The sequence below is a fragment of the Pseudoalteromonas sp. 2CM36K genome (assembly GCF_023161865.1).
Taxonomy (GTDB): domain Bacteria; phylum Pseudomonadota; class Gammaproteobacteria; order Enterobacterales; family Alteromonadaceae; genus Pseudoalteromonas; species Pseudoalteromonas tetraodonis.
Window position 1 is genome coordinate 99,716 of record NZ_JALNTK010000005.1, and the last position, 21,913, is coordinate 121,628.

22 protein-coding genes are annotated in these 21,913 nt (G+C 40.5%); 14 read left to right on the forward strand and 8 right to left on the reverse strand.

Features of this window, described 5'->3' with window-relative positions:
- Positions 1 to 40 precede the first annotated feature (40 nt).
- Entirely contained in the window at positions 41 to 946 is a 906-nt protein-coding gene (rimK, locus tag MTN97_RS04495; protein ID WP_008110610.1) for a 30S ribosomal protein S6--L-glutamate ligase, read from the forward strand.
- Positions 933 to 1,991, forward strand: coding sequence for a succinylglutamate desuccinylase/aspartoacylase family protein (locus tag MTN97_RS04500; RefSeq protein WP_008110612.1), 1,059 nt, complete (start codon positions 933 to 935; stop codon positions 1,989 to 1,991). The genes rimK and MTN97_RS04500 overlap by 14 nt, the downstream gene beginning before the upstream one ends.
- A gap of 98 nt (positions 1,992 to 2,089) precedes the next feature.
- On the opposite strand, the gene MTN97_RS04505 is transcribed toward MTN97_RS04500, so the two are convergent.
- The 4 genes from MTN97_RS04505 to recQ all read right to left on the reverse strand — a co-directional run bounded on the left by MTN97_RS04505 (position 2,090) and on the right by recQ (position 6,693).
- Positions 2,090 to 2,665 (reverse strand): mechanosensitive ion channel domain-containing protein, encoded by a 576-nt coding sequence (locus MTN97_RS04505; protein WP_036980154.1) that lies wholly within the window; start codon positions 2,663 to 2,665, stop codon positions 2,090 to 2,092.
- A 65-nt stretch (positions 2,666 to 2,730) separates the two neighbouring features.
- Positions 2,731 to 4,449, reverse strand: coding sequence for a hypothetical protein (locus MTN97_RS04510; protein ID WP_248473779.1), 1,719 nt, complete (start codon positions 4,447 to 4,449; stop codon positions 2,731 to 2,733).
- Positions 4,450 to 4,577: 128 nt separating this feature from the next.
- Complete coding sequence (locus MTN97_RS04515) at positions 4,578 to 4,862, reverse strand: DUF3630 family protein (protein ID WP_013465829.1); 285 nt, start codon at positions 4,860 to 4,862, stop codon at positions 4,578 to 4,580.
- 7 nt (positions 4,863 to 4,869) lie between these two features.
- The gene (gene recQ / locus MTN97_RS04520; protein ID WP_248473780.1) at positions 4,870 to 6,693 is read right to left on the reverse strand and encodes a DNA helicase RecQ; all 1,824 of its coding nucleotides are present in this window, start codon (positions 6,691 to 6,693) and stop codon (positions 4,870 to 4,872) included.
- A 151-nt stretch (positions 6,694 to 6,844) separates the two neighbouring features.
- Here recQ and MTN97_RS04525 point away from each other — a divergent pair, with 151 nt between their 5' ends.
- Both MTN97_RS04525 and rarD read left to right on the forward strand, forming a co-directional pair.
- Positions 6,845 to 7,300 (forward strand): thioesterase family protein, encoded by a 456-nt coding sequence (locus MTN97_RS04525; protein ID WP_028835656.1) that lies wholly within the window; start codon positions 6,845 to 6,847, stop codon positions 7,298 to 7,300.
- A 51-nt stretch (positions 7,301 to 7,351) separates the two neighbouring features.
- Positions 7,352 to 8,272 carry an EamA family transporter RarD gene (rarD, locus tag MTN97_RS04530; protein ID WP_248473781.1) on the forward strand — a complete coding sequence of 307 codons (921 nt, stop codon included), beginning with the start codon at positions 7,352 to 7,354 and terminating at the stop codon, positions 8,270 to 8,272.
- Positions 8,273 to 8,277: 5 nt separating this feature from the next.
- Here rarD and MTN97_RS04535 read toward each other — a convergent pair whose 3' ends face one another.
- Entirely contained in the window at positions 8,278 to 9,510 is a 1,233-nt protein-coding gene (locus tag MTN97_RS04535; RefSeq protein WP_248473782.1) for a response regulator, read from the reverse strand.
- A gap of 86 nt (positions 9,511 to 9,596) precedes the next feature.
- Complete coding sequence (locus MTN97_RS04540; RefSeq protein WP_008110628.1) at positions 9,597 to 9,971, reverse strand: DUF413 domain-containing protein; 375 nt, start codon at positions 9,969 to 9,971, stop codon at positions 9,597 to 9,599.
- 89 nt (positions 9,972 to 10,060) lie between these two features.
- Between MTN97_RS04540 and MTN97_RS04545 the strand changes: the two genes are divergently transcribed.
- The 8 genes from MTN97_RS04545 to ung all read left to right on the forward strand — a co-directional run bounded on the left by MTN97_RS04545 (position 10,061) and on the right by ung (position 17,693).
- Positions 10,061 to 10,930: a LysR family transcriptional regulator gene (locus tag MTN97_RS04545; RefSeq protein WP_214552242.1), complete on the forward strand. Its 870-nt coding sequence runs from the start codon at positions 10,061 to 10,063 to the stop codon at positions 10,928 to 10,930.
- A 163-nt stretch (positions 10,931 to 11,093) separates the two neighbouring features.
- Positions 11,094 to 12,026 carry a porin gene (locus MTN97_RS04550; protein WP_036980150.1) on the forward strand — a complete coding sequence of 311 codons (933 nt, stop codon included), beginning with the start codon at positions 11,094 to 11,096 and terminating at the stop codon, positions 12,024 to 12,026.
- Positions 12,027 to 12,288: 262 nt separating this feature from the next.
- Entirely contained in the window at positions 12,289 to 13,101 is an 813-nt protein-coding gene (locus tag MTN97_RS04555; protein ID WP_036980149.1) for an ABC transporter ATP-binding protein, read from the forward strand.
- Position 13,102: 1 nt separating this feature from the next.
- Entirely contained in the window at positions 13,103 to 14,113 is a 1,011-nt protein-coding gene (locus MTN97_RS04560; RefSeq protein WP_248473810.1) for an iron ABC transporter permease, read from the forward strand.
- On the forward strand, positions 14,113 to 15,594 hold the full coding sequence (locus tag MTN97_RS04565) for a cobyric acid synthase (RefSeq protein ID WP_248473783.1): 1,482 nt from the start codon (positions 14,113 to 14,115) through the stop codon (positions 15,592 to 15,594). Before MTN97_RS04560 ends, MTN97_RS04565 begins: the two co-directional genes overlap by 1 nt.
- A complete protein-coding gene (gene cobO, locus MTN97_RS04570; protein ID WP_248473784.1) occupies positions 15,587 to 16,186 on the forward strand; it encodes a cob(I)yrinic acid a,c-diamide adenosyltransferase in 600 nt (199 codons plus the stop codon). The genes MTN97_RS04565 and cobO overlap by 8 nt, the downstream gene beginning before the upstream one ends.
- Positions 16,186 to 17,034 carry a cobalamin-binding protein gene (locus MTN97_RS04575; protein WP_248473785.1) on the forward strand — a complete coding sequence of 283 codons (849 nt, stop codon included), beginning with the start codon at positions 16,186 to 16,188 and terminating at the stop codon, positions 17,032 to 17,034. The genes cobO and MTN97_RS04575 overlap by 1 nt, the downstream gene beginning before the upstream one ends.
- Positions 17,031 to 17,693, forward strand: a complete 663-nt coding sequence (gene ung, locus MTN97_RS04580) for a uracil-DNA glycosylase (protein WP_036980143.1) — start codon at positions 17,031 to 17,033, stop codon at positions 17,691 to 17,693. Before MTN97_RS04575 ends, ung begins: the two co-directional genes overlap by 4 nt.
- A 59-nt stretch (positions 17,694 to 17,752) precedes the next feature.
- Here the strand turns inward: ung and MTN97_RS04585 are convergent, their stop codons facing one another.
- Both MTN97_RS04585 and tal read right to left on the reverse strand, forming a co-directional pair.
- The gene (locus MTN97_RS04585; protein WP_008467780.1) at positions 17,753 to 17,941 is read right to left on the reverse strand and encodes a DUF3545 family protein; all 189 of its coding nucleotides are present in this window, start codon (positions 17,939 to 17,941) and stop codon (positions 17,753 to 17,755) included.
- 227 nt (positions 17,942 to 18,168) lie between these two features.
- Positions 18,169 to 19,119 carry a transaldolase gene (tal, locus tag MTN97_RS04590; RefSeq protein ID WP_138626496.1) on the reverse strand — a complete coding sequence of 317 codons (951 nt, stop codon included), beginning with the start codon at positions 19,117 to 19,119 and terminating at the stop codon, positions 18,169 to 18,171.
- A 218-nt stretch (positions 19,120 to 19,337) separates the two neighbouring features.
- Between tal and yaaA the strand changes: the two genes are divergently transcribed.
- Together yaaA and MTN97_RS04600 are read left to right on the forward strand one after the other, a co-directional pair.
- Positions 19,338 to 20,117 (forward strand): peroxide stress protein YaaA, encoded by a 780-nt coding sequence (gene yaaA / locus MTN97_RS04595; RefSeq protein WP_036980139.1) that lies wholly within the window; start codon positions 19,338 to 19,340, stop codon positions 20,115 to 20,117.
- 105 nt (positions 20,118 to 20,222) lie between these two features.
- Positions 20,223 to 21,179, forward strand: a complete 957-nt coding sequence (locus tag MTN97_RS04600) for a mechanosensitive ion channel family protein (RefSeq protein WP_036980137.1) — start codon at positions 20,223 to 20,225, stop codon at positions 21,177 to 21,179.
- Positions 21,180 to 21,913: the final 734 nt, after the last annotated feature.

Sequence of the window (21,913 nt, forward strand, 5' to 3'; positions counted from 1 at the left end):
ATATGTGCTTGCTCAACATAATTTAGTTAAGGTTTTAACTATGAAAATTGGTATTTTATCTCGCAACAAAAATTTATATTCAACGCGTCGTTTAATTGAAGCGGCTGAGCAACGTGGTCATGAAGTAAAAGTGATTAACGCGCTACGTTGTTATATGAATATAAACTCAGATCAACCTGAAATCCATTACCGCGGCGAAAACCTAAAAGATTTTGATGCCATTGTTCCGCGTATTGGCGCATCAGTTACTTTTTATGGCTGTTCTGTATTACGCCAGTTTGAAATGATGGGTGTTTATCCGGTCAATGAGTCTGTGGCTATTTCTCGTTCGCGCGATAAATTACGTTCTCTACAATTATTATCACGCAAAGGCGTAGGCATGCCGGTAACAGGCTTTGCTAGCAAGCCAGATGACGTAAAAGACTTACTCGAAATGGTAGGTGGCGCACCGGTCGTTATTAAGCTACTTGAGGGTACTCAAGGTATTGGTGTGGTACTTGCTGAAACACGTAAAGCGGCTGAAAGTGTTATTGAAGCGTTTATGGGTTTAAAAGCCAATATCATGGTACAAGAATATATTAAAGAAGCGGGTGGTGCGGATATTCGTTGCTTTGTACTCGGAGATAAAGTGATTGCTGCAATGAAACGCCAAGCACAGGAAGGCGAGTTCCGCTCAAACCTTCACCGTGGTGGTAGCGCTACACTGGTGCGTATTACGCCAGAAGAGCGTAAAACAGCGGTAGCAGCGGCAAAAGCAATGGGCTTAAACGTTGCTGGCGTTGACTTACTTCGCTCATCTCGTGGTCCTTTGGTTATGGAAGTAAATTCATCGCCAGGTCTTGAAGGGATTGAAGTGGCAACAGGTAAAGATATTGCGGGCATGGTGATTGATTTCATCGAGAAAAATGCTGCAAGTAAAGGAACGGCAACTCGTGGCAAAGGTTAAAATTAACCGACCTTTCACCCTATTAGGTGAAAGTATTGGTGTAGGTGAACGTAAAACACTCGCGCTAGAAGCTGCAAAGCTTTACACCCATTCACCGCTTAATATTCCTATTGAAGTGGTTAACGGTGTAATGGAAGGCCCTGTATTGATGGTGTGTGCGGCTATACACGGCGACGAACTAAATGGGGTTGAGGTTGTGCGCCAGTTACTGGCTAAAATCGACCCTAATCAGCTGCGTGGTACATTAATAGCGGTCCCGATTGTGAATGTATTTGGTTTTATTCATAAATCGCGTTATCTGCCCGATCGCCGTGATATGAACCGAAGTTTTCCGGGGTCTGAGCGTGGTTCATTAGCAGGTCGTATGGCGTATATGTTTTTTAACCAAGTAGCTGTGCATTGTACGCATATTATTGATTTGCATACGGGGGCGATTCACCGTACTAACTTACCGCAAATTCGCGCTAATTTAGCCGATGAAGCAACAGCGCAAATGGCTAAAGCCTTTGGTACGCCTGCGGTTATAGATGCGTCATTACGTAATGGTTCATTACGCAGTGAAGCCGCTAATTTAGGTATACCTGTTATTACTTATGAGGCGGGTGAAGCACTGCGCTTTGACCCTATAGCGATTGCTGCAGGCGTGCAAGGGGTTGATTATGTTATGCGACATTTAAAAATGATACGTGGTAAACGTCCTAAAAAACTGCCTGATCCTGTAATTGCAAGTTCCACTAGTTGGGTACGTGCAGAAGTAGACGGCATAGTAAGAGCGCAAGTATCGTTAGGTGAGCGAGTAATGAAAGGTCAAGTGCTTGCTTATATTAGCAGTCCGCTTGGCGATTCAGAACTTGAACTCCTTGCTCCTCGAAGCGGTATTATTATTGGCCAGCAAACCATGCCACTGGTAAATGAAGGCGATGCCGTATTCCATATTGCTTATTTTGCACATGCAAATAGCTTGGTAGAGCAGCAGTTAGAAACGTTTATTGATGAGATAAATGATTTAGATGATGAGCTGAAAACGGCTGAACTAAACAATTAATACCAATTTGCTCAATTAAGTGAATTGGTATGACTCTATCTGTCGATATAAAAAACCGCCTTAGTTTTAAGCTAACGCGGTTTTTTAATAGGTGTTGTTTAGCTACGCGGTTTAGGGCCAATAATGCGTTTAATTTTAGGCGCTTTTGTTGGTTTAGGCTCCGTATTAAGCACTAACACCGGGCGGGTAACAAATAAGTTATTAGGGTAAATCACTCTGTGGCCATCAACGTGTTCGAGTAAGACATTCATCAGCCCCATTTCAATAATACGCCCTTCAATGGCGTTGGCTCCATCCACAATTCTTACCCAATAGCCTACACGGCAGTCATTTTGAATAAACATCAGTAAAAACGCGGTTAAGTTACTCAGTAATGACCACGCCGCAAATAATGCAACGCCTAGCATGGCAAATAAAGAAGAGCCTAATACCAGTAAACCACGCAGTTCTATTCCCCAAAAAACTAATACTAAACACAGCATCACAAAGGCGAGTATTATTTTTAGTAGTAGCTCTGCACGGTACTTTCGGTGTAAATCTATTTTACCTCTGATAGCTTTTTCGAGTAATTTTTTAGTTACTTTTAATAGTAGCGGAAAGCTCAAAAGGGCAATCACGGTCACGATAAGTTTATATTGTGTGCCCAAAAGCTTTAAAAGGGTGATTAATTCCAAAATGTATTCTCACAATAATGATAGGCGCAAAGTGTAACGTTTAACGTAGGCGCGCAGTAGTGATTTTAAAAAGAATTTTTGACGCTGAGCAGCCATTGTACCGAGTCAACATCATCATATTTATTTAGCGGCGCGGCTATATCAAGGTGGATCATGGTACCCGCATTGGCGCGACTTGGCGCAAGGCGCAAACCTAAGCCCACATTTTTTAGCACTGGGGTGTTCTCAACTTGATACTGAGTGTTCAAGTCGTTGTTATACCAAGCTCGACCAATATCTAAAAAGGCCGCCCCTCCCACTTTAAACAGCTGTAGTAAGTCATATTCCCAGTAATAGCGCTTTTCTAAACTGACTAAAAAACTCCGATCCCCATGTTGAAATTCCATAGGATAGCCACGAAGTCCAGTTTCGCCCCCTAGGGTGAGCTGTTTATCATTAGTGAGGTTTTTTGCGTATTGCAGCCTTGCTTTTACATACCAAGATTGATCAATACTGGTATTTAAATAATATTGAATTTGGCTAGTAGTGAGCAAGTTTTCGAGCTGTTTTTTCTCGTTATTCCAATAGCCTTGAATATCTGCATGAAAACGCCAAAGGGTATGGTTAGTGCTAAAATGGGCTTTGTTAAAATTAAACGAGTACACAGCGCGGCTATCGTCGTTACTTATTGATTCATCGGAGTAGCCCAGGGTGGCTTTGATATTCCAACCTAAATTTAAATCCTCAGTACGATAAATACTGTCAAAGTTACGTACTTTTATAAAGTTATCTTCAAACCAATGGCCGCTGATGTAGGGGTAACTTAAGCTTCTGTTTTCAGCCACTGCTGTAGTGGTAGAATCAATCGCTTTGAAAGTGTGTTGCTCATCAATATAACCAAGGCTCAAGCGCTGGGTCCAGTTATGACTAAGGGCTTTAGAATGGCCAAAAAATACCTGGTTTAGGTCGGTTTTTTGTTCAAACTCACTAAACTTTTCACCTCTGATGTATAAGGCTTCTTCTCGTTGGGTTGAGTAACTCAGGGCGCCATAACTATAGGGCGTATGGATGGCATAAAACGGGTAGGTTAGTTCAACTAAATGACTTTTGCCGTCGCTGTTGTCGGCATACTCTAAACGCCCTCGGTAGCGAGTTGATAAGATATTAGGATCATCGTAAACAAATAAATAACCATTTCGGTCACTGTTTGTTTTACGTGCAAAAGATAACCGTTTGCCCCAACCAAATAAGTTAGATTCGCGAAAACCAATACTTGATTTATTTTCACCACCACTACGGCTAAAACTAAGTTCGGGCAGTAAAGTCCATAAGTCTCGAGTAATTACTGTTACATCAATATTTCCATCACAATTTTCGTCAGCAATAATTTGTGCATCATATAAATAACTTTGTTTTCTCAGTAACCGCTCAGATTCGGCCAGTGCTTTTGGATTAAAGGTATCGCCTGACTTAAACAGTAAAATACTCTTAATTACCTCAGGCTCGGTTTGTATGTGTGCCCGATTGGCGAAACGAAATAATGCATTGTTTTCAGCCTCTAGTTCAGTATTAAATACATTAAGCTGTTGCAAAGTGATGGAGGCAATTTTAGTGTTACTTTGTGCTGTGAGTGTTGGAGTTTGAGATGTAATTTGACGACGCAAATTATTTTCATGAGCTTGTGATGAGTCGTCACTAGGGCAGCTTTGGGCTAGTGGCGCTTCTTGCGCACAAACGCTGAGCATAAACATACTCGAAATAGAAAGGCTAAAACAACTACGTGCAATCCATTTTCTATTTAACATTGACCCTCTTTAGCGCTATTTTGCAAAATAAAACACTTACTCTTAGCTTACATCATTGTTATTGATATGTAAGTAAAAGACAGATTTAGTTTTATTTTTATAGCGATTATAAGGTATTAGCTATGCATTTAAGTTAAATAAAATGTTAACGCTGCCAATAGGTTGTCGGCATCTTGCCCTTCACCATTAATCCACACACTTTGGCTATAATGCTCAAAATTTAAATTAAACGTGTGGTTAGCATAGTTAAAACGCAGTTGATGACGATCTGCCCCAGCGGCATACTCATTAATGCTAATTTCATCGCTGTGCAAAAATAACGTTCCCCACAATTCAAAGTCTTCATCGTGCGGCAGCTCTGTCGGTTTAACAATAATACATTGATGTGTGTGATCGTATTCAAGTTCGGTCATAAGGGGCTTATTGCGTTGCTAGGTAATGTCGAATTGCGGTTAAAAACTCACCGCCATACTTGTTTAATTTAGTAAAACCAACCCCCGACACTTTTAAAAATTCACTGTCGTTAGTGGGCATAAGCTGCGCCATTTCGGCTAGCGTTTTATCGTTAAAGACTACATAAGGCGGCACATCATCGGCATCGGCTAACTCTTTACGCAATGCACGCAGGCGAGCGAATAGTTTTTTATCGTAATTAAACTGCGCTAACTTATCCTGATAAACGTGTTTAGCTTGTAAGCGAGGCTCGGCCAATTGCAGTGCATATTCACCTTTTAAAATAGCGCGTGCAGCTTCAGTTAAACGCAATGAAGCGCCTTGGGTTATATCTTGGCTTAATAGCCCTTGATGAATAAGTTGGCGTAAAATACTGAGCCAAAACTCACTGCTTTTATCTTTACCTATGCCATAGGTGCTGAGTTCATGGTGGTTGTTATCACGAATGCGGCTAGTATTCGCGCCACGTAATAATTCTACAATGTAACCTAACCCAAATCGTTGCTGTGCGCGATACACACACGAAAGTGCTTGCTGTGCGACCAATGTGCCATCAAAACTTTTAGGTGGATTTAAGCAAATGTCACAGTTACCACAGGGCTCGCGTTGGTACTCACTAAAGTAGTTCAATAATATTTGACGGCGACACGTTTGTGCTTCGGCAAAGCTGGCCATGGCATTAAAGCGCTGCTTTTCTACGCGGCGGCGCTGTTCATCGTCAATATCTTCAAAAAAGCGTCTAACCCGACCTATATCGGCAGGGTCAAAATACATGATGGCCTCTGCAGCAAGCCCATCTCGTCCAGCTCGGCCTGTTTCTTGGTAATAAGCTTCAATACTTTTTGGAATGTCGTAATGCAGAACAAAGCGTACGTTAGGCTTGTTAATTCCCATACCAAAGGCAACGGTGGCAACCACAATTTGAATATCGTCACGGGCAAACCCGGTTTGCACAAACTGACGTTGCTCGTTACTCATTCCCGCATGGTAAGCGGCAGCATTAAGGCCTGCATCAGCAAGCTTTTCAGCTATATCATCAACACGTTTACGACTGGTGCAATAAATAATACCACTTTGATTTTTTTGCTCTTTTAAATAACGCAGTAATTGCACCATAGGTTTAAATTTTTCTTCTATGGTGTAACGAATATTAGGGCGATCAAAACTGCCGGTATGTATGTAGGGCTGTTGTAGCTTGAGTTGCTCAACAATATCAAAGCGAGTCGCTTTATCGGCAGTGGCAGTGAGTGCCATCATAGGCACATGTGCAAAGCGTTGTTTAAGCTCATTTAAACGAAAATAATGCGGTCTAAAATCGTGACCCCAATGAGAAACACAGTGTGCTTCATCAATAGCAAACAAGCTAACATTCAAATGAGAGAGCCGCTCTAAAAAGTCGCGTTGTAGCACTTTTTCAGGAGCTACATAAAGTAGCTTTATCAGCCCTTGATGCAATTGCTGATACACTAATTGTTGTTCTTCGCGAGCTAGGCTGTTATTGACATAAGCGGCCTTAACTCCCAGTGCTTGTAACTGGGTGACTTGATCTTGCATTAAAGAGATCAGTGGAGAAATAACAATGGTGACTCCCTCTAATACCAACGCGGGTATTTGGTAACACACCGATTTACCACCACCGGTGGGCAGTAATACTAATGAATCTTGGCCATTAATGGCGGCATCAATTACTGCACTTTGACCGTCGCGAAATTCACTGTAACCAAACACTTGTTTGAGTACAGTTTCGGGTTTACGCACAAGCGTATTAGGAGAAGGAGTTAGTGTATTCATCGGCGCTATTTTAGTGGTTTTTTATCAGGATGTCTTTAGCTTTCATTACTTGGTACACACATCTGTAGTGATAAACTAAAATCTGCAGGGGGTTACAATAGCCTCAAGCTGTGCTTTACTCATCGTACCACTGAAAACATAGAGAATAATAATGAATAAAGAAATGTTGATCGATCAAGTAGGGGCGCTGTTTGTTAATAACATGCCCTTTAACCAGTTTTTAAAAATAGCAGTAGAGTCACTTAGTACTGAACAAGCTAAAATATCATTTCCTTGGCAAGACGTATTAATTGGTAATCCGGCGCAAAAGATTCTTCACGGTGGAGTGATTTCTGCGGTGCTCGACAATGTAGGCGGAATGCTTGCTGCAGCAAGTGTAATAGGAAAACTAGACGATGCCGACTTACCTAGTGTGCATAAAAAGTTAGCCACACTGGGCACTATAGATTTACGTACTGATTATTTACGCCCAGGTAAAGGGGAGGTATTTATTGCCAGCGCCACACTTATTCGCTCAGGAAATAAAGTGTGCGTGTGCCGAATGGAGTTACATAACGAGCAGTCGGTACAAATAGCGTTTGGAACGGGCACGTATTTAGTTGGCTAAAAAGTGAGAGGGGGTTAAACTTACGGCCTTTTAAATCATCAAGTGGTTACTATGTCGATTGATACCGAGCAGCGAAAGGGCGCCATTTTTGCCTGTCTCGCCTTTTTTATGTGGGGCCTAGCACCCATTTATTTTAAGATGATCCACCATGTATCAGCATTTGAAATTTTAATGCATCGTGTTATTTGGTCAGTGATGTTTCTTATTTTGGTGGTGAGTGTGCTCAACTACTGGAATAAAATTAAACGCATTTTAATCCAACCTAAACTAATTCTGATGCTAGTTGTTACCTCGACCTTATTGGGGTTTAACTGGGGGTTGTTTATATGGGCTATTAATAACAACCACATGCTAGATGCCAGCTTAGGCTACTATATCAATCCTTTGTTAAATGTATTACTTGGTATGGTGTTTTTAAACGAGCGGTTACGTAAGTTGCAAGGAGCTGCTGTTGCCTTGGCTTTTACAGGTGTTTTATTACAGTTAATTAGTTTTGGTTCATTTCCGGTTGTGGCATTTTCGTTAGCGACTTCTTTTGCGTTATATGGCCTATTACGTAAAAAACTACAGGTTGATGCCCTGCCTGGGATTTTAATTGAGGCATTAATATTATTACCGGTGGCACTGACCTATTGGTGGTTAATGGTGCCGACTGAAACGTCTAATTTACCAGCGAATGATTGGCTAACTAATGCGCTATTAGTAAGTGCAGGTATAGTGACTACACTGCCATTGCTGTGTTTTACCGGCGCGGCTAAGCGATTGCAATACACTACGCTTGGTTTTTTTCAGTACATAGGGCCTAGCTTAATGTTTATTTTAGCCGTGGTGTTTTATGGTGAAGTGTTTGATGCTGAGCGTGTAATTACCTTTGCGTGTATTTGGAGTGCACTGGCTATTTTTAGTTGGGATTCATATCATCAGTCGCGTAAACGCAGAAAAGCAGCCATTGTCGCCTCAGGTGTGGTTTAGTTAAACTAAACCACTTTATTACGCCCCGACTCTTTGGCTTTGTAGAGCTTTAAGTCGGCTTGTTTTAATAGTTCGTCAATTTGATAGGTTTCACTGTGGCTGAAGCCTATCGACAGCGTAAACTTGATTTGTGCTTGGCTAAACTCATGGCTATTAAGCTCAATAAATAATCGAAAACTTTCTAGTCGTTTTAGTGCTTCTTGCTCGGTCAGTTCAGTAAAAAATACCGCAAATTCTTCTCCGCCTAAACGGGCAACCAATTGGTTTTCAAAATATTTATTAAAGCATACAGCCAGCCCTTTAAGCACTTCATCTCCGGCATCATGGCCATAGGTATCATTAATAGCTTTAAAATGGTCAATATCAAGCATAGCTAACATGGCTGGTGCTTTTGCTTTTTTAAACTGCTTTAATGACTTGTTAGCCTCTTCAAAAAAGTAACGACGATTAGGGAGTTTAGTTAAGTAATCTGTATTGGCTTGTCGTTTTATAGTTTCGATATGCTCTAGCATATCGACGTTTTGGCTTAACCGGCAGTAAAATTCTTCACTGTTAAATGGTTTGTATAAATAGTCATTTGCTCCATTTTTTAAAAATAAGGCAGATAAATTAGACGAAGTGATACCTGAAATACCAATTATGGCTTTTTCGTCATTACTATAAATGCGTCTAATTTCATTACATAGCTCAATACCGCCCATATTAGGCATTTCTTTGTCGGTAATAATCACAGAAATATCGGGGGTGCTTTCAAGCTCTTTAAGCGCCTCTAGGCCATCGGCTGCTTGTAATATTTGATATTTGTGACGTGTTAATAAACTACATATGTATTGGCGTGTTGACGCAGAGTCATCAACAACCAATACTTTTACATGCTTATTACGGGGTAGGCGGTAAAGCTGCTTCTCTAAATACTCATAGGCTTGTTTATTGCCTTTAATGATGTAATCAATAATGGGGTATTTTTCAACGGTATCACGGGTATGCTTATCGATATTGCCTGTCATCACTATGGTAGGAATATCTGCTGCAATGGTACATGGAACCGCTTCACCTTGTGACGCGTCAGGTAATATAAAGTCGACCACTGCGCAAAAATAATGGTGCTTACTTATAAGCTCTTTAGTCTCAGCCAAGGATTGAGCAATATCAACCTCGTAGCCGACTTTTTGCGCGATATGCTTTTGCACTCGCGCAATAGTCGGAGTGTCTTCAACAATAAGTATTCTGTGCGTCACGTAACAGCCTTGTTTAAATTTTGCAAAAGTGTTTGCTTATACAAGTTGTAACTGCTAAAACGCCAAAAAGCAACTATTGTAGTGACTTATAGATTGTCTGCCTCAGAATAATAATCTTGGCTTATTGGTGTTGGCCCTGAAATTTTTGAGCGTCCAAATAATGTATGGAATTTTGTTTTGCAGGTTGTTAACTTTAAATATTTAACCCATGCTCGCTCAATTGGATTACTTGGCTCTATTATGCCACTGACAGCATTTACAAATTGTTGCTGATGTTCGTTTTGTGGCTCAACTGTTTTGTTATACAGGCTTTTTAAAACAACACCGTGCTGTTCTAAAATACTTGCCTCTAACAGGGTAAAGTGTCCGCTGCGGCTAAATCCGCGTGGAAAGTTTTGGTCATCATAAAATTGACGTTGACTTACGAATGCTTGACGAAGTAGTGAAATATCATTGCTCATAGCTGTACCCTCATACCAATTATTAGCTGGAGTATGGGACATAATCGCTATTTTTTTAAACAAAAAATTTTTATCGTGAGGATAAAAAATTGGACATAGATTTATTAAAAACATTTGTTGAAGTGGTGCGTACTCGCCATTTTGGTAAAGCGGCAGAAAACCTATACATAACGCAGTCTGCGGTGAGTTTTAGAATTCGCCAATTAGAGCAGGGCTTAGGCGTAAATTTATTTATTCGTCAGCGTAATAATATTCAACTCACCGCACCAGGTGAGCGCTTGTTACCGCATGCGCAAATGATTATTACCGGGATGCAAAGAGCCAAAGTGGATGTTGCACTTGCAGATAATATGCATAAGCAAATTAGTTTAGCAGGTACGCCTAATATTTGGGATGCATTTTTACAGTTTGGTATTACAAATATTGTATCGGCTATGCCTGGTGTATCACTGGTGGCAGAAGTGAAGGCGCAACAAGAAAGTACTCGCTTATTGTTGGAGCGCACACTTGATTTAGCCATTTTGTTTGATCCCCCTAAAGTTGATGAACTTGTGGTTGAACGTATTTGTGAACTGCCTATTATTCCAGTGAGTGGTTACGATACGGCAACCAGTGATAACTTTTTTGATAATCAATATGTGTATGTTGATTGGGGAACCACGTTTTCTCTTTGGCATGCGCGTCAGTTTACCGGTAAAACACCGCCTTATTTTAGAACCAGTACAGGACGAATTGCGCTTGATTTAATACTGCAATGTGGCGGCAGTGCTTTTATTCCACAGGTATTAGTTAAAGATCATTTAGAAAAAGGCGAACTTTTTCATGTTAAAGGGGTAGAAAATACTTCAAGAGATGTATTTGTTGCCTATCATAGAGATAACGAACAGAAAGAGTTGATAGAAACCTTGGTTAATTTGCTGTCGCGAATGACACCGAGTTTATTGAAACAAAGTAGGTAGTCAGTAGGCAGTTTATTTTACATGTTATTTTGATTTCAGATTTAATGCAGTTTTATTAACTTAAAAAGACAAAAATGTGTCCTTTGTAATATTTTTGTCATTTAGTAGTGACACACTGCCGCTGTTTTAAAAATTAGTCTCTTGTGATTATCGAGGAAATAACATGAAATTTGCAAAATCGAGCTTATGCTTAGCCCTACTTAGTGGTTTATCTTTTAATGCACTTGCAGAGGTAGATATTTACGGTAAAGCAAATGTAACCGTTCAATCATCTGATGATGGTGAAGGGTCTTTCACTGAAATTAAAAGTAATGCATCTCGCTTTGGCCTAAAAGGATCTGAAAAGATTACTGATGGATTAGAAGCAGTTTATAAGTTTGAGTTTCAAGTTGATGTATCTGATGCTGACTCGAAAGGTGATAATGACGACAATATTTCTGCACGTAACCAGTACGTAGGTTTAAAAGGTGCCTATGGTCAAGTTGTTGTGGGTCGTAACGATACAGCGCTTAAACAATCACAAGGTAAGTTAGATTTATTTAATGACCTTGAAGGCGATATTAAAAATGTTTTTAAAGGTGAAAACCGCTTAGGTGATTCGATCACTTATACATCTAAAAGCTACGAAGGCTTTAAAGTACTTGCTACATTTATTGCCGAAGACGATGTAGATGCAGATAACGGTTATTCAATGGCAGTGACCTACGGTGACTCAGCACTTAAAAAGAGCGCAGTATATGCTGCCATTGCTGCTGATAGCGAAGTCAATGGTTACGATGTAGTGCGTGCAACAGTTCAAGGTAAAATTGAAGATTTTAGAGTTGGCGCTATGTACCAAACACAAGAAAAAGTAGATGGCAGCGCTGAGGCTGACGGTTACTTAGTGAATGCAGCTTACCTTATGGGTAGCAACACTTTCAAGATGCAATACCAAACAATGGATTTTGATGACAGCGATGATAAAAGCGCGATATCGGTAGGTGTTGACCATAAGCTAAACAAAAACCTTAAAATATTTGGTTTTTACTCAAGCTTTGATATGGACAACAACGTTGACCAAGATTACCTAGGTTTAGGTATGGAATATAAGTTTTAACTAAACCTTAGTTAAAACACTCCCTTTTAACCGCACTCAGTTGAGTGCGGTTTTTTTGCTTTAAATTATTTACGTATCTGCGCATAATAGCCAAGCATTTGGAATGAGGTGGGACTCCTCAACTATTCCCGTAATTGTGATCAGTTTTACTGTAAGTCAAATACAAATGCCTTAAAACTTCATATAACGAGCGGGTTAACTCATTTTCTTTTTGGTACGTATTAGTACTGAGTGTGGGTGTTTCCCTGCCTAGGATAATTTTTTGCACACTCACACCTCTTTAAACTTACCGCTTTTAACCGTTAACAACGTTTCTTGGCGAGTGAACAATACATTAATTCTTAAGCACATTAATGTGAGCATTGAGCGTGGTAAATTTATTGGTTTAATTGGCCCTAATGGGGCAGGAAAGTCGAGTTTACTGCGGTGCTTATATCGATTTAATCAGCCATCAGCAGGCGACATTAAATTTAACGATACCGATATTTGGCAGCTAAAAAGCGAAGACTATGCCAAGCAAGTTGCGGTAGTGCTACAAGAAACACCGTCGCAATTTAATCTCTCGTTATTCGATGTTGTAGCTCTAGGGCTTACTCCGCATAAAACGCTATTTAGCTCGACCACCCAAGCAGATAAACAAAAAATAGCGCAGGCTATTAGTCGTGTTGGGCTTGAATCTCATAGCAATCAGTCATTTGACTCACTATCTGGCGGTGAAAAGCAACGAGCGCTTATTGCCAGAGCGATTGTGCAGCAACCACAGCTACTCATTATGGATGAACCCACAAGCCACCTTGACGTTAAATATCAAATTCAATTAATGGAGCTGGCTAAATCTTTGGGCATTACTGTGTTTGCTTCATTTCATGATTTAAATTTAGCGGCAGCTATGTGCGATGAATTAGTGGTTATTAAAAACGGAGAAATCGCTAGCGCGGGAAAGCCTAATAAGGTGATTACCGAGCAAATGCTTGATGAGGTTTTTGGTGTTTGCGCGCAAGTTAGTACTCACCCTCAAACGGCGTCCAATGGTGAGTCTATTCCCCATATTACCTATTATTATGGATACCAATAACATGACGATTATGTCTAACCATGGTGTGGCGTTAATTATTGCACTGTTATGCGCTGTATTTAGTTTATTTGTGGCATTGAGCTTTGGTGCTGCCCCTACCTCGCTCGCAGATGTATACCATAGCTTAACTTTTTCAAGCGAGGCCTCATTTACCAGCCGCATTATTATTGAATTAAGAATGCCACGTACGTTACTGGCTTTTTTGGCCGGCAGCGGTTTAGCGATTGCTGGATTGATATTACAAACAGTTACTCGTAATCCATTGGCTGACCCTTATTTGTTTGGTATTTCGTCGGGAGCATCATTAGGAGTCGTAGTATTAATGGCTTTTGTTGGAATAGGCGCAGGCATTGCGCTATCAGCAGCAGCCTTAATTGGCAGTTTAGTAGCAATGGGGTTATTAATTTTAATTGCTGGCAGTCAACGCAACGCCCAAGTTGAGTCGATGTTATTGGCTGGGGTGGCCTTATCATTTTTATTTAGCGCCTTTACCAGTTTGTTACTTTATTGGAGCGATCCGCAGGCCGTCGCGGCTATTTTATTTTGGACTTTGGGAAGTTTTGCTAGGGCGCAATGGCCGTCACTGCTATTACCTGCCTTGGTCATCATTACATGTACAGTCATTATGTTAGGTTTTAGACGTCAACTTAATGCCATGTTGTTAGGTGATGAAAGCGCAATAACGCTTGGTGTTCGGGTGCATCGCTTTCGAGTTTTAATGCTTATTTTAAGCTCATTGATCACTGCCGTGTTGGTTGCTATGTGTGGCGGAATTGGCTTTGTTGGCTTAATGGTGCCGCACATAGTGCGCTTTTTTATCTCTCAAGGCAGTAGTGTTGGATTGTTAATGACCGGATTAGTCGGGGGTATATTTATGGTATGGGTCGATGTACTGGCACGTTCATTACTCGCTAACCAAGAGCTGCCAATAGGGGTGATCACGGCGGCCATTGGTAGTCTATTCTTTTTAAGTATCTTGTATTTTCGTAAGCGCCAGCTGGTGGGTAAATAATGAAAACATTAATGGTACAAGGTACCACCTCCGATGCGGGTAAAAGCACCTTAGTGGCAGCACTTTGCAGAGTGTTTGCTAACCAAGGGGTTAATGTTGCACCGTTTAAACCACAAAATATGGCGCTCAATAGTGCCGTAACGCACGATGGTGGCGAAATTGGCAGAGCCCAAGCATTACAAGCCATAGCCGCAAAAGTTGAACCTGAAATCGACTTTAACCCTATATTACTCAAACCCAATAGTGATACCGGCGCACAAGTTATTATTCATGGTAGAGCTATCAGCAATATGGAAGCCGATGCTTACCATGACTACAAAAAAGTGGCTATGGATGCAGTATTAACCTCGCATAAGCGTTTAGCTAAACGCTTTGATTTATTACTGGTAGAAGGGGCTGGCAGCCCAGCCGAAATTAATTTACGCGCAAACGATATTGCAAATATGGGTTACGCCGAGCAAGTGGATTGCCCTGTTATTATTATTGCCGATATTGATAAAGGAGGAGTATTTGCGCACTTAGTCGGGACTTTGGCGTTATTAAGCGAGTCTGAGCAAGCACGGGTAAAAGGCTTTGTGATTAACCGTTTTCGTGGTGATATTAGTTTATTACAAGGTGGGCTAGATTGGCTCGAGGAGTACACTGGTAAACCTGTATTAGGGGTATTACCTTACTTGCACGATTTAGCACTTGATGCAGAAGATGCTGTGGCCATAGATAATAATGTGACCGATGCCAGTATAAATATTGCTGTACTGTTAGTGCCACATATTAGTAACCATACCGATTTTGATGCTCTGCGATTACACCCGAATATAAATATAACCTATGTGCGCCATACACAAGCAATTCCTGCTGTTGATTTAATTATTGTACCTGGCAGTAAAAATGTACTCAGCGATCTCGCGTTTTTAAAAAATGAAGGCTGGGATCAGCAAATTAAGCGCCATCTACGTTATGGTGGCAAAGTATTGGGTATTTGCGGTGGTATGCAAATGCTGGGCAATACTATCAGTGATCCAAATAGGGTGGAGTCATCGTTGGGGCAAGTGGCGGGTTTAGCGCTTAGCGATTTTGATACCCTATTGGGTGAGCAAAAAGTGTTAAGCCGAGTGAGCGCAGTGCTTAATTTAAATGAGCAACAGGTTGCATGTGATGGCTACGAAATACATGCAGGTATTAGTCAAGGTAAGGCGCTCTACAAGTCACTCATTCGCTTTAATAAACACCCCAATGACTTTAAAACCGATGGTTTTGTGAGTGACGATAATGCCATTGCTGGTACCTATTTACATGGCTTGTTTGATAGCCCTGCAGCCACAGAGCAGCTGTTAAAGTGGGTGAAACCAGAAAGTGCAATTAGTGCGATTAGTATAAATGAGCATCGTGAACGCCAATTAGAACGCCTAGCTGATATGTGTAAAGCGCATTTAAATATTGAACAAATTATTAAAATTTATCAAGGACATAACAATGACTGAATCAACTAACGACAAGCACCAACAGCGTCAACAAAAAGTAAAAGAACAGGTTGACGCGCGAGTAGCCGCAGCGCAACGAGAAAAAGGTATTTTTCAGGTTATTACTGGTAACGGTAAAGGCAAATCGACTTCTGGTTTTGGTGTGGTTGCACGCTGTGTTGGGCACGGTAAAAAAGCTGCGGTATGTCAGTTTATTAAAGGCACATGGGAGTGTGGTGAGCGTAATTTACTGCAAGGTGCTGGGGTTGAATTTGCTGTTATGAACACCGGGTTTACGTGGGAAACGCAAAATAAAGAGGCCGATACCGCGGCAGCGCAAGCAACATGGCAAGAGTCAAAGCGGATGCTAAGCGACAGCAGTATCGATGTGGTATTACTCGATGAACTCACCTATATGGTGACCTATGGTTATATCGACCTTGAAGAAGTGGTTGTTGCTGTAAATAATAGACCGCCTATGCAATCGGTAATTATTACTGGTCGTGCTGCGCATCGCACCTTAATAGAGCTTGCCGATACGGTAAGTGAAGTACGTAATGTAAAACATGCGTTTGAGTCGGGCGTAAAAGCATTGAAAGGCTTTGATTACTAATGTTAAAGCGTATTGTTTTTGGGCTGTTATTGTTTGCTGTTAATGTACCTCAAGCCCTAGCTGACAAGCCGCTTCGTATAGTGGCTTTAGCACCACACATAGTTGAAAATTTATATGCTATTGGGGCGGGTGATTTAATAGTGGGCACGTTGGATTACGCAGATTACCCGCAAGAGGCGACTAAAATTGAGCGTATTGGTGGCTACAATGGCATTTCTATTGAAAAGTTACTCATGCTAAAACCTGACATGGTGATTGCGTGGAAAAATGGTAATCAGGCTGAAGATTTAGCAAAAATAAAGCGTTTAGGAATTGAATTATATTTAAGTGATCCACGTTTTATTGAAGGGGTTGCTTCGGAAATACTAAAACTAGGTCAAATAACGGGTCATATTGAGCAAAGTAAAAAAGTAGCCGAGACATTTACGGCCAAACTCAACGCAATTAAAGTTACACAGAAAGATAAAACCACGCTTACTGGGTTTTATCAGTTGTGGCCTGAGCCTATGATGACTGTATCAAAAAATACATGGATCAATCAGTTAATCGAAACTTGCCAAGTAACCAATGTATTTGCAAACAGCGACACAGATTACCCACAAATTAGCATCGAAAATGTGATAGTTACTAAGCCACAAGTTATTATTATTCCTGATGAAAAATCAAAAAGGGTAATACCCACAGTTAATTGGCAGCAGTGGCCTGAAATTCCTGCGGTAAAGTATGAGCAGTTTATTAGCGTCAATGCTGATTTATTACATCGGTTTACCCCCAGAATGTTGGATGGATTAGCGCAGATGTGTGACAAAGTAGACATATCTAGAGAATTTATTAAGAGTCAATTATGAGCAACTGGTCATCTTTTTTAAACCATGAACTTAGCCAAACATATATGCAGCAAACCCTTGAATATATTGCGAATAAACGAGGTGAAGGCACTGCAGTATATCCGCCAAAATCACAGGTGTTTAGCGCATTTGATGCAACTCCACTTAGCGACATTAAAGTGGTTATATTAGGTCAAGACCCTTACCATGGAGAAGGGCAAGCGCATGGTTTGTGTTTTTCAGTATTGCCTGAGGTTAAAAAGCTCCCGCCTTCGCTCAAAAACATTTATAAAGAGTTAGTAACTGATATTAATGGCTTTACCACGCCAGAACACGGCTATTTACAAGGCTGGGCAAAGCAAGGTGTGTTTTTGCTCAATACAGTATTAACTGTAGAGCAAGGGCAAGCCCATTCCCATAAACACTTAGGTTGGGAGCAATTTACCGATAACGTGATTGCTCATATAAATGAGCACTGCCAAGGTGTGGTGTTTATTTTATGGGGCGCACATGCACAAAAAAAAGGTAAAAGTATTGATCGCCAGCGCCATCATGTATTGGCAGGGCCTCATCCTTCGCCGCTTTCAGCGCATCGCGGCTTTTTTGGTTGCCAGCACTTTTCCAAAACCAATGAGCTGTTAATAGCGCAAGGGGCGCAGCCCATTAATTGGCAGGTATAGGGTAATAGGCATTAAAAAAGGCTTTCATTAATGAAAGCCTTTTTAGTTGCTTATGTTGGTTAAAACTCTAACTCATCTATAGCAACACTATCTGCAAAATAGTCAAGCTCCTGTAGTTCTTTGCGCAAACGTTGCTTATCTTTTATTGCTTCTATTTCGCGCCATTTTCTTTTTTTATTTTTTTGAGAGGTTTTTTTCGATGTATCAGAACCTTCTAATATCTCTATTATTTCGTTTAGGCTATCCATTGATTATCTCCTATTGACCACTTTTTGAACCTCGGCAGTATCAATACCACAGCTATTAATAAAATAGAATATAAATGTGACGAAACTATTACTAACGGGTGGTATTTTGATGAAGAACAATGAGAACAGCAATTAAATGGGGACAAGGCGAGTATTTAAAATAAAATTGTAGGTATAAAAAAACGCCGCAATAAGCGACGTTTTTAAACTCTTAAAACAGCGGTTAGCTACATCGCTTTAAAGCGTGCTTCTAATTGTTCCTGTGCATCTGCAAATGAGCGAATACCTTCAGCGAGTTTTTCAGTCGCCATGGCATCTTGGTTATGTAACCAACGGAACTGTGTTTCGCTAAGTGGCTCAGGTTTTGGCTCTTTAGCAATATCACTTGCTAGCAAGTATTCTTCAGCACCTTCTAAATTACCCAAATCTTCTAAAAGATTAGGGCTAATTGTTAGCTTATCGCATCCTGTAAGTGCAATAATTTCACCGGTATTACGAAAGCTTGCGCCCATAACTACGGTTTTGTAGTCGTGACGTTTGTAAAACTCAAAAATGCTACGTACAGATTGCACACCCGGATCTTGAAGCGGATCGGTTGGTTTTTCCATACCGTTTGCCACGTGCCAATCTAAAATACGGCCAACAAATGGAGAGATTAAAAATACGTTTGCATCAGCACAAGCGCGCGCTTGGGCATCGCTGAATAATAAAGTAAGGTTACACTTAGTGCCTTCTTTTTCTAATTGCTCAGCCGCTTTAATACCTTCCCACGTTGACGCTATTTTAATTAAAATTTTGTCTTTGCTTACGCCTTCTTTTTCGTAAAGGCTCAATAGTGTGTGTGCTTTATTAATTGTTGCTTGGGTATCAAATGACAAACGTGCATCAACTTCGGTAGAAATATAACCCGGTACAATTTCACTAATTTCTTTACCAAGTAATACTGCAAAATAATCACAAGCTAGCTCTAGCTGTTTTGCAGGCTGCTGCTCTGTTTCTTTTGCATACTGCCATGCTTTATCCAGATAAGGTTTGTAAGCTTCAATCTCGCTCGCTTTTAAAAGTAGCGATGGATTGGTAGTCGCATCTTCAGGTTGATATTTTTTTATGGCTTCTATATCGCCCGTGTCGGCCACGATAGAAGAATGTTGTTTAAGCCTTTGTAGAGCGCTAGTCATTTGCTTTTCCTCATTCCAAGCAAGTTAAAAGAAAATCTAAACTACCTTAATATAGCTATACTGCAACAGTGTGATAATGCTTGATAGGTCTTATGTCCTTATCAATAAAAAAACGGTAACGGTTGAGTTTTAGGTAGGATAATTTTAAACAAAACGTGCTTTTCGTTTCATTTAATGTTGAAATTGACATTAAATAATTTACAAGTCAATAGCTAACTATGATCACTGTTATTTCACCAGCAAAGAATCTTGATTACGACACGCCACCCGCAACAGATAAGTTCACTCAACCTGAATTACTTGAGCACAGCGAAGCGCTCATGAAAGTATGCCGTGAACTAACTCCTGCGCAAATTGGTAGTTTAATGAAAATTAGCGATAAACTCGCAGGCCTCAACGCAGCGCGTTTTAGTGAGTGGGCACAACCATTCACTACTAATAATGCTAAACAGGCCGTGCTTGCCTTTAACGGCGATGTATACGGCGGGTTAGATGCTAATACCCTCACTACTAAGCAGCTTGATTACGCTCAAGATCATTTACGTATACTTTCGGGATTATACGGAGTATTAAAGCCGCTTGATCTAATGCAGGCTTATCGCTTAGAAATGGGTACAAAACTTGAAAATAGCCGGGGTAAAAACTTATATGAGTTTTGGGGCAGTATTATTGCTAATAAACTTAACGACGTATTAGCGGCACAAGATGCACAATACTTAGTAAATCTAGCCTCTAACGAATACTTTAAAGCAGTAGATAAAAAAACGCTTAACGCACACATTATTACACCACACTTTAAAGACTGTAAAAACGGCCAATATAAAGTGATTAGCTTTTACGCTAAAAAAGCGCGCGGCATGATGGCACGCTACATCATTGAAAATCAAGTGACTCAATTAAGCCAACTCAAAGAGTTTACTGTGGCCGGCTATTACTTTAGCCCAGAGGCAACCACCAAAGAACTTGAACCGGTATTTTTACGCGAAGAGCAAAACTAACTCATCGTTTAAAGTATTTAATAAGCCATGCATTGCATGGCTTTTTTATACTGGCGTTATTTTTGCAGGCCTTAGATTACTAACCCTAACTAAGGTATAAAATAAATGCTCTCAATTCCCTCAATTACAGAAGCCGAAAAGTTGATAGAAGAAAAGCTTGGCGGTTGGTTTGATGTAGTTATAAGTCATATCCCAAACTTTATCGTTGCAGTAATTATTGCCATTATATTTTCATTTATTGCCCGTTTGGCAGGCAAAGGAATGAAAAATGTTTTACGTCGCTCGCTCGACTCTACACAAATTGCCGATTTAATGGCCTCAATATTTAAAGTTATTGTACTGAGTGTGGGGGTATTTATTGCCCTTGATTTTATGGGCTTAAAAAGTACCGTCACTTCTCTGCTTGCTGGTGCAGGTATTGTTGGTCTTGCCATTGGTTTTGCTTTTCAAGATATGACCGAAAACCTGATAGCGGGTATTGCCATGGGAATTCGTAAACCGTTTAAAGCGGGTGATGTCATAGAAACCGATAATGTGTTTGGTTCGGTACACTCAATAAACTTGCGCAACACACTAATAGAGAGCTTTTACGGGCAATTGATACTGGTACCTAATAAAATACTATTTAGAAATGTACTGCGTAATTACAGTACCTTAGGGGTAAGACGAATCGAAGTGCCGGTGGGTATTTCTTACGCTGACGACATAGAAAAAGCCAGTGAGGTCATCGTCGACAAAATTAACCAATTTGACTTTGTGATCCGCAAAAATGAAACCGCTGTTTATGCCGAAGGCTTTGGTGATAGCAGTATAAACTTGTTGGTGTGGTTTTGGATCAAATACCCTGGTGAGCCTGATTTTATGACAGTGCGTCACAAAGGAGTTGTGGCCGTTAAGCAAGCACTCGATGCCGCTGATATTAGTATTCCGTTTCCTATTCGTACGTTGGATTTTGGTATTAAGGGCGGTGAAAAACTCGATGCCATGATAAGCGATAAAATAAATCTGCAGTCAGCAAATAAAGAGGGTGACAATAATACTGATGCAAGCCAAGGTGAGTAAATAATTTAAAACCCCGAAGGTAAAAGCATTGGGAAATAGTTACTGACTATCAGCGCGTTTTTACAAAGTAAAACGCGCTATTTATAATAAGTAATATAAGGGTCTGTTGACCTTTGCGGATTAAAATTAGTTCAAACTAAGAGCTATTTAATCGCGACGCGAGGTTTGTTGACTAGTGGGCTCGATAACTGCTCCTGCTTTATTCTACTGGCTTACATCCATGTAAGAATAAGTAAAAACCGAGCAAAGCTTCCGTGTCCAGCTCACACTCCTTGCCACCATCCATATAGACAACAAAGAGTAAATGTCCCTGGGCAGAACCTTTGGCTAAATACCAAACAGACTGCTGTAAATTCAACCTTGAAAGAACAACAGACCCAATTGATAACCTGAAGTAATTAAAGCCTTGCGCTAACTGCCTTAAAAACGCCTCAATTAGAAAACTATATCGATAAGGTTTCTCATCTCAAAATAGATTATTTAATCAACCGAACTAGAGCACAAGCTTGATGTAAGCGCTTTATAATAAGTGTTTATAAATAAAGGTTTCAAAAGCATAAGCAGCTGCAATGAGCGTCGCGATTGATGCGTAAACTAAACTAAAAGGCATTTAATTAAGTATTTAAACTGGCTTGGGAATATGCTCTGCAGTGAATTATATTGTGCAAACTATAAAAAAGCGCCGCTTGTGTTGGAGAAACAAGCAGCGCTGAGGGATAAGTTAAGTGTATTAG

What these genes read in the sequence shown, in the direction of transcription:
- rimK (WP_008110610.1), top strand. Translation starts at nt 41, where the DNA reads ATGAAAATTGGTATTTTATCTCGCAACAAAAATTTATATTCAACGCGT.
- MTN97_RS04510 (WP_248473779.1), bottom strand. Translation starts at nt 4,449, where the DNA reads ATGTTAAATAGAAAATGGATTGCACGTAGTTGTTTTAGCCTTTCTATT.
- MTN97_RS04515 (WP_013465829.1), bottom strand. Translation starts at nt 4,862, where the DNA reads ATGACCGAACTTGAATACGATCACACACATCAATGTATTATTGTTAAA.
- recQ (WP_248473780.1), bottom strand. Translation starts at nt 6,693, where the DNA reads ATGAATACACTAACTCCTTCTCCTAATACGCTTGTGCGTAAACCCGAA.
- MTN97_RS04525 (WP_028835656.1), top strand. Translation starts at nt 6,845, where the DNA reads ATGAATAAAGAAATGTTGATCGATCAAGTAGGGGCGCTGTTTGTTAAT.
- rarD (WP_248473781.1), top strand. Translation starts at nt 7,352, where the DNA reads ATGTCGATTGATACCGAGCAGCGAAAGGGCGCCATTTTTGCCTGTCTC.
- MTN97_RS04540 (WP_008110628.1), bottom strand. Translation starts at nt 9,971, where the DNA reads ATGAGCAATGATATTTCACTACTTCGTCAAGCATTCGTAAGTCAACGT.
- MTN97_RS04550 (WP_036980150.1), top strand. Translation starts at nt 11,094, where the DNA reads ATGAAATTTGCAAAATCGAGCTTATGCTTAGCCCTACTTAGTGGTTTA.
- MTN97_RS04560 (WP_248473810.1), top strand. Translation starts at nt 13,103, where the DNA reads ATGACGATTATGTCTAACCATGGTGTGGCGTTAATTATTGCACTGTTA.
- MTN97_RS04565 (WP_248473783.1), top strand. Translation starts at nt 14,113, where the DNA reads ATGAAAACATTAATGGTACAAGGTACCACCTCCGATGCGGGTAAAAGC.
- cobO (WP_248473784.1), top strand. Translation starts at nt 15,587, where the DNA reads ATGACTGAATCAACTAACGACAAGCACCAACAGCGTCAACAAAAAGTA.
- MTN97_RS04575 (WP_248473785.1), top strand. Translation starts at nt 16,186, where the DNA reads ATGTTAAAGCGTATTGTTTTTGGGCTGTTATTGTTTGCTGTTAATGTA.
- ung (WP_036980143.1), top strand. Translation starts at nt 17,031, where the DNA reads ATGAGCAACTGGTCATCTTTTTTAAACCATGAACTTAGCCAAACATAT.
- MTN97_RS04585 (WP_008467780.1), bottom strand. Translation starts at nt 17,941, where the DNA reads ATGGATAGCCTAAACGAAATAATAGAGATATTAGAAGGTTCTGATACA.
- tal (WP_138626496.1), bottom strand. Translation starts at nt 19,119, where the DNA reads ATGACTAGCGCTCTACAAAGGCTTAAACAACATTCTTCTATCGTGGCC.
- yaaA (WP_036980139.1), top strand. Translation starts at nt 19,338, where the DNA reads ATGATCACTGTTATTTCACCAGCAAAGAATCTTGATTACGACACGCCA.
- MTN97_RS04600 (WP_036980137.1), top strand. Translation starts at nt 20,223, where the DNA reads ATGCTCTCAATTCCCTCAATTACAGAAGCCGAAAAGTTGATAGAAGAA.